Origin of the sequence: Pseudomonas sp. UBA6276 (assembly GCF_002438365.1) — a bacterium.
Classification (GTDB): domain Bacteria; phylum Pseudomonadota; class Gammaproteobacteria; order Pseudomonadales; family Pseudomonadaceae; genus Aquipseudomonas; species Aquipseudomonas coleopterorum.
This window is the reverse complement of sequence record NZ_DJUS01000012.1, coordinates 1-5,278: the sequence shown is the minus strand read 5'-3', so window position 1 is coordinate 5,278 and position 5,278 is coordinate 1. Positions and strand designations below refer to the sequence as shown.

The window sequence follows — 5,278 nt, the reverse complement described above, 5'->3', positions numbered from 1 at the left end:
ACCGCCGGCCTGCAGGCCAGCGATCCGGCCCTGCGCATGCAGCTCGAAAGCCTGGCCGGACGCGGGATCAACGCCCGCAACTACCTGGTCCTGGCGACTACCAGCCAGAAGCAGGTGCTGACCGCGGCCTACCATAGCTACAAACGTTGCGGTCTGGCCGGGTGCATCCTGACCAAACTCGATGAAACGGCCTGTCTCGGCGAAGTGCTGAGCCTGGCCATCAGTCAGGAACTGCCGATTGCCTATCTTACCGATGGGCCGCGCATTCCCGACGACTTGCATCTGCCGCGCCGGCATCAGTTGGTCAGCCGTGCGGTGAGCGTGCAGATGCAAGAAGAGCCCAGCGAAGAGGCCATGGCCGATATGTTCGCGGGTCTCTACCACAGCCCCGACAAGCGAGTTGGCTGAGGTGAAGAACGTTAGGCAAGCACAATCTTCCTGCATCGTAGGGTTGCCAGGAAATACTCGAGCAATCGAACTGGCAGCCACTGGTGTGGCCTCGGTCTAGACAAGGTAAAGAACGAACATGGGCAGCATGCATCCCGTACAGGTGATCGCGGTGACCGGCGGCAAAGGCGGCGTCGGCAAGACAAATGTGTCAGTGAACTTGTCCCTGGCATTGGCCGAACTCGGCCGTCGGGTCATGTTGCTGGACGCCGACCTCGGCCTGGCCAACGTCGACGTGCTGCTGGGCCTGACCCCCAAGCGCACCCTGGCCGATGTGATCGAAGGTCGCTGCGAATTGCGCGACGTGATGTTGCAGGGGCCCGGCGGCATTCGCGTGGTGCCGGCCGCGTCCGGTACCCAGAGCATGGTGCACCTGACCCCGGCCCAGCACGCAGGCTTGATCCAGGCTTTCAGTGACGTGGGCGACAACCTTGACGTACTGATCATCGACACCGCTGCCGGCATCGGCGACTCCGTGGTGAGTTTCGTGCGCGCGGCCCAGGAAGTGCTGCTGGTGGTGTGCGACGAGCCGACCTCGATCACCGATGCCTACGCCTTGATCAAGCTGCTCAACCGCGACTACGGCATGAACCGCTTCCGCGTTCTGGCCAACATGGCACAGAGCCCTCAAGAAGGCCGCAACCTGTTCGCCAAGCTGACCAAGGTGACCGACCGTTTTCTCGACGTGGCCCTGCAGTACGTCGGCGCCGTGCCGTACGATGAGTCCGTGCGCAAGGCCGTGCAGAAGCAGCGCGCTGTCTACGAGGCGTTTCCCCGCTCCAAATGCTCGCTGGCCTTCAAGGCCATCGCGCAGAAGGTAGACACCTGGCCGTTGCCGGCCAATCCCCGCGGCCACCTGGAGTTCTTCGTCGAACGCCTGGTGCAGCAAACCAGTGCAGGGCCCGTATCATGAGCGCCAGCGGATACCGTATGTACAGCAAGGCGTCGCGCGACTCGCAGCAGCATCAGCTGATCGAGCAGTATGCGCCGCTGGTCAAGCGCATCGCCTATCACCTGCTGGCGCGACTGCCGGCCAGCGTGCAGGTCGAAGACCTGATCCAGGCCGGCATGATCGGTCTGCTGGAAGTCTCGACAAAGTACGATTCGAGCAAAGGGGCCAGTTTCGAGACCTATGCCGGTATCCGTATCCGCGGTGCGATGCTCGACGAGGTGCGCAAGGGTGACTGGGCACCGCGTTCGGTGCACCGCAATACCCGTATGGTCAGTGATGCCATTCGCCGAATCGAGTCAAAAACCGGTCGCGACGCTAAAGATCACGAGATTGCGGCCGAACTCAATCTGAGTCTGGATGATTACTACGGGATCCTGAACGATACCTTGGGCAGCCGCCTGTTCAGTTTCGACGACCTGCTGCAGGACGGCGAACACGAGGGGCTGCACGAAGACGGCGCCAGCGGTTCGCTGGAGCCCTCGCGGGATCTGGAGGACGAGCGCTTCCAGGGCGCGCTGGCCGAGGCCATCGCCAACCTGCCCGAGCGCGAGAAACTGGTGCTGTCGCTGTATTACGACGAAGAGCTGAACCTCAAGGAAATCGGCGAGGTGCTGGGTGTCAGCGAATCGCGCGTCAGCCAGTTGCACAGCCAGTGCGCAGCGCGACTGCGCGGGCGCTTGGGAGAGTGGCGGGCACGCTGAAGGAACGGCGAGATCGGTGCGGGCTTTTTCGCGGGCAGAGCCCGCTCCCACAGTCTCGACCTATGTGGGAGCGGGCTCTGCCCGCGAAGAGGCCTGCAGGCGTAGCGCGTGTAGGCGATCTGCAGCGACAAGTGGCTCAGGCGAATTCGATTGTTATGCACGCCCAGGGGCTGGGCGTGTTCAAGACTGCTGGAGGTCTAATTGGACAAGAACATGAAAATCCTCATCGTCGACGATTTTTCGACGATGCGGCGCATCATCAAGAATCTGCTGCGTGACCTGGGCTTCACCAACACCGCCGAGGCCGATGACGGCAACACCGCCTTGCCGATGTTGCACAGCGGCAACTTCGATTTCCTCGTCACCGACTGGAACATGCCGGGCATGTCGGGCATCGATCTGCTGCGCCAGGTGCGCGCCGACGACCGCCTCAAGCACCTGCCGGTGCTCATGGTGACTGCCGAGGCCAAGCGCGAGCAGATCATCGAAGCCGCCCAGGCCGGGGTCAACGGGTATGTGGTCAAGCCTTTCACTGCGCAAGTGCTGAAAGAAAAAATCGAAAAGATTTTCGAGCGCGTCAATAGCTGAAGTCTGCAATGGGGGCGCAATGGACCACAAACAAAGCACGTTGGGGGACTTCGAGTCGACCCTGAAGAAACACGCCGTCGAGCTGGTCGACAGCCTTGAAAAAGGCCGATTCGGTGAAGCGGTGCAATTGATTCACGAACTGAACCAGACCCGCGATCGCGGTTTGTATCAGGAAGTCGGCAAGCTGACCCGCGAGCTGCACAGCGCCATCGTCAGTTTCCAGATCGATCCGACCATCCCCCAGGCTGAAGAGGTGTCGCAGATCACCGACGCGACCGAACGCCTGTCGTACGTGGTGCGCCTGACCGAGAGCGCGGCCAACCGGACGATGGACCTGGTCGAGCAGAGCACGCCGGTGCTCAATACCCTGAGCACCGAGGCCAGCGCCTTGAGCGCCGACTGGCAGCGCTTCATGCGCCGCGAAGTGGCCGCCGACGAGTTCCGCGAACTGGCCCGCCGGGTGGACGGATTCCTGACCCGCAGCGAGCAGGGCAATCGTGAAGTGGCCAGCCACCTCAACGACATCGTGCTGGCACAGGATTACCAGGACCTCACCGGCCAGGTCATCAAGCGCGTCACCGCGTTGGTCACCGAAGTGGAAAGCAACCTGCTCAAACTGGTCCTGATGGCCAGCCAGGTGGACCGCTTCGCCGGCATCCAGCACGACCACGAAAAGCTTCGTGCCGAAAAAGATCAAGAAAAACATCCTGCCAAGGGTGAAGGTCCGCAGATTCATGCCGATAAACGTGAAGACGTCGTATCCGGTCAGGACGATGTCGACGATCTGCTGTCCAGTCTGGGCTTCTAGGCCACCGCCTGCGTCTGACTGTGTTGACCGTTAATCACGTATTCCAGGGAGCATCCACATGAGCTTCGGCGCCGACGAAGAAATCCTTCAGGATTTCCTGGTAGAGGCCGGCGAAATTCTCGAGCAACTGTCCGAACAACTGGTCGAGCTGGAAAGCCGTCCCGATGATGCCGACTTGCTCAACGCAATTTTTCGCGGTTTTCACACTGTAAAAGGCGGCGCCGGCTTCCTCCAGCTCAACGAGCTGGTGGAGTGCTGCCATATCGCCGAAAACGTCTTCGACATCTTGCGCAAGGGTGAGCGCCGGGTTGATTCTGAGCTCATGGACGTTGTGCTCGAGGCCCTGGACGCAGTCAATGGCATGTTCGCCGAAGTGCGCGAGCGCGCCCCGGTCACGCCGGCCAGTGCGCAGCTGCTCGATGCTCTCGCGCGTCTGGCCGAGCCGGCAGTGGCCGTCGCAGCACCCGCAGTGGCGGTTGCACCGCCCGTGGCGGCACCGGTGGCTGCACTGGCCTCGGCGCCGAGCGACGACATCACCGATGACGAGTTCGAACAATTGCTTGATTCTTTGGGTGCGGCCAAGGCGCAGTCTGCCACGCCGACCGCGGGCGTGCCCGATGGTCCGATCAGCGACGAAATCACCGATGACGAATTCGAGTCGCTGCTCGATCAATTGCATGGAAAAGGTCAGTTCGCCGTCGACGCGCTGGCGCCCCCCACCGCAGCACCTGCTACCTCAGGACCCTCTGGTGCGCGGGCCTCCGAAGCAGTGACACCATCGACCACCGCAGCGGCGCCGGGTGACGAGATCACCGACGACGAGTTCGAGGCGCTGCTCGACCAGTTGCATGGAAAGGGTGCGTTCACGGCCGATGCGGTCAAGCCGCAACCGCCTGCGCAGGTGCAAGCCCCGGCTCCGGTAAGCGATAACATCACCGACGACGAATTCGAGTCATTGCTCGACCAGCTGCACGGCAAGGGCAAGTTCAGCGATGTTGCCAGCCTGCCCGACGCTCAGCCGACTTCTGCCGTAGCGGCGCCGGTTGCGGCCCCGCGCAAGGCCGAGGCCGCTCCGGCACGTGCGCCGGTGGCCGAGAAACCGGTCGCCACCGAAGCCGAAACGACCGTGCGCGTCGATACCGCGCGCCTCGACGAAATCATGAACATGGTCGGCGAACTGGTGCTGGTGCGTAACCGCCTGGTCCGCCTGGGTGCCAACAGCAGCGACGAGGCCATGTCCAAGGCGGTGTCCAACCTCGACGTGGTGACGGCCGACCTGCAAACCGCCGTCATGAAGACGCGGATGCAGCCGATCAAGAAAGTCTTCGGGCGCTTCCCGCGCCTGGTCCGCGATCTGGCCCGGCAGTTGAAGAAGGAAATCAACCTGGAGCTGGTCGGTGAAGAAACCGACCTCGACAAGAACCTGGTCGAGGCACTGGCCGACCCGCTGGTGCACTTGGTGCGCAACGCCGTCGATCACGGCATCGAAACGCCCGAAGAGCGTGAGCGCAGTGGCAAGGCGCGCGGCGGTCGGGTGGTATTGTCGGCAGAGCAGGAGGGTGACCACATCCTGTTGTCGATCAGCGACGACGGCAAGGGCATGGACCCTGCCGTTCTGCGCGCCAAGGCCGTGGAAAAGGGCCTGATGGACCGTGACGCAGCCGACCGACTGAGCGAATCGGACTGCTACAACCTCATCTTCGCCCCGGGTTTCTCCACCAAGACGGAAATCTCCGACGTGTCGGGCCGCGGCGTGGGCATGGACGTGGTCAAGACCAAGAT

General features: G+C 62.5%; 5 protein-coding genes and 1 pseudogene. All 6 read left to right on the top strand.

Annotated features, from left to right (window positions below):
• Nucleotides 1–408: pseudogene (gene flhF, locus B2V21_RS02180) on the top strand (flagellar biosynthesis protein FlhF); the annotation flags it as partial.
• A gap of 118 nt (nucleotides 409–526) precedes the next feature.
• A complete protein-coding gene (gene fleN / locus B2V21_RS02175) occupies nucleotides 527–1,360 on the top strand; it encodes a flagellar synthesis regulator FleN (protein WP_043186074.1) in 834 nt (277 codons plus the stop codon).
• Entirely contained in the window at nucleotides 1,354–2,100 is a 747-nt protein-coding gene (fliA, locus tag B2V21_RS02170; protein WP_236690444.1) for an RNA polymerase sigma factor FliA, read from the top strand. Before fleN ends, fliA begins: the two co-directional genes overlap by 7 nt.
• Nucleotides 2,101–2,313: 213 nt before the next feature.
• Nucleotides 2,314–2,688, top strand: a complete 375-nt coding sequence (locus tag B2V21_RS02165; protein ID WP_090362272.1) for a chemotaxis response regulator CheY — start codon at nucleotides 2,314–2,316, stop codon at nucleotides 2,686–2,688.
• Between the two features lie 19 nt (nucleotides 2,689–2,707).
• On the top strand, nucleotides 2,708–3,496 hold the full coding sequence (locus tag B2V21_RS02160; protein WP_049858781.1) for a protein phosphatase CheZ: 789 nt from the start codon (nucleotides 2,708–2,710) through the stop codon (nucleotides 3,494–3,496).
• A gap of 58 nt (nucleotides 3,497–3,554) precedes the next feature.
• The coding region (locus tag B2V21_RS02155; RefSeq protein ID WP_286915911.1) for a chemotaxis protein CheA at nucleotides 3,555–5,278 on the top strand (1,724 nt) is incomplete at its 3' end.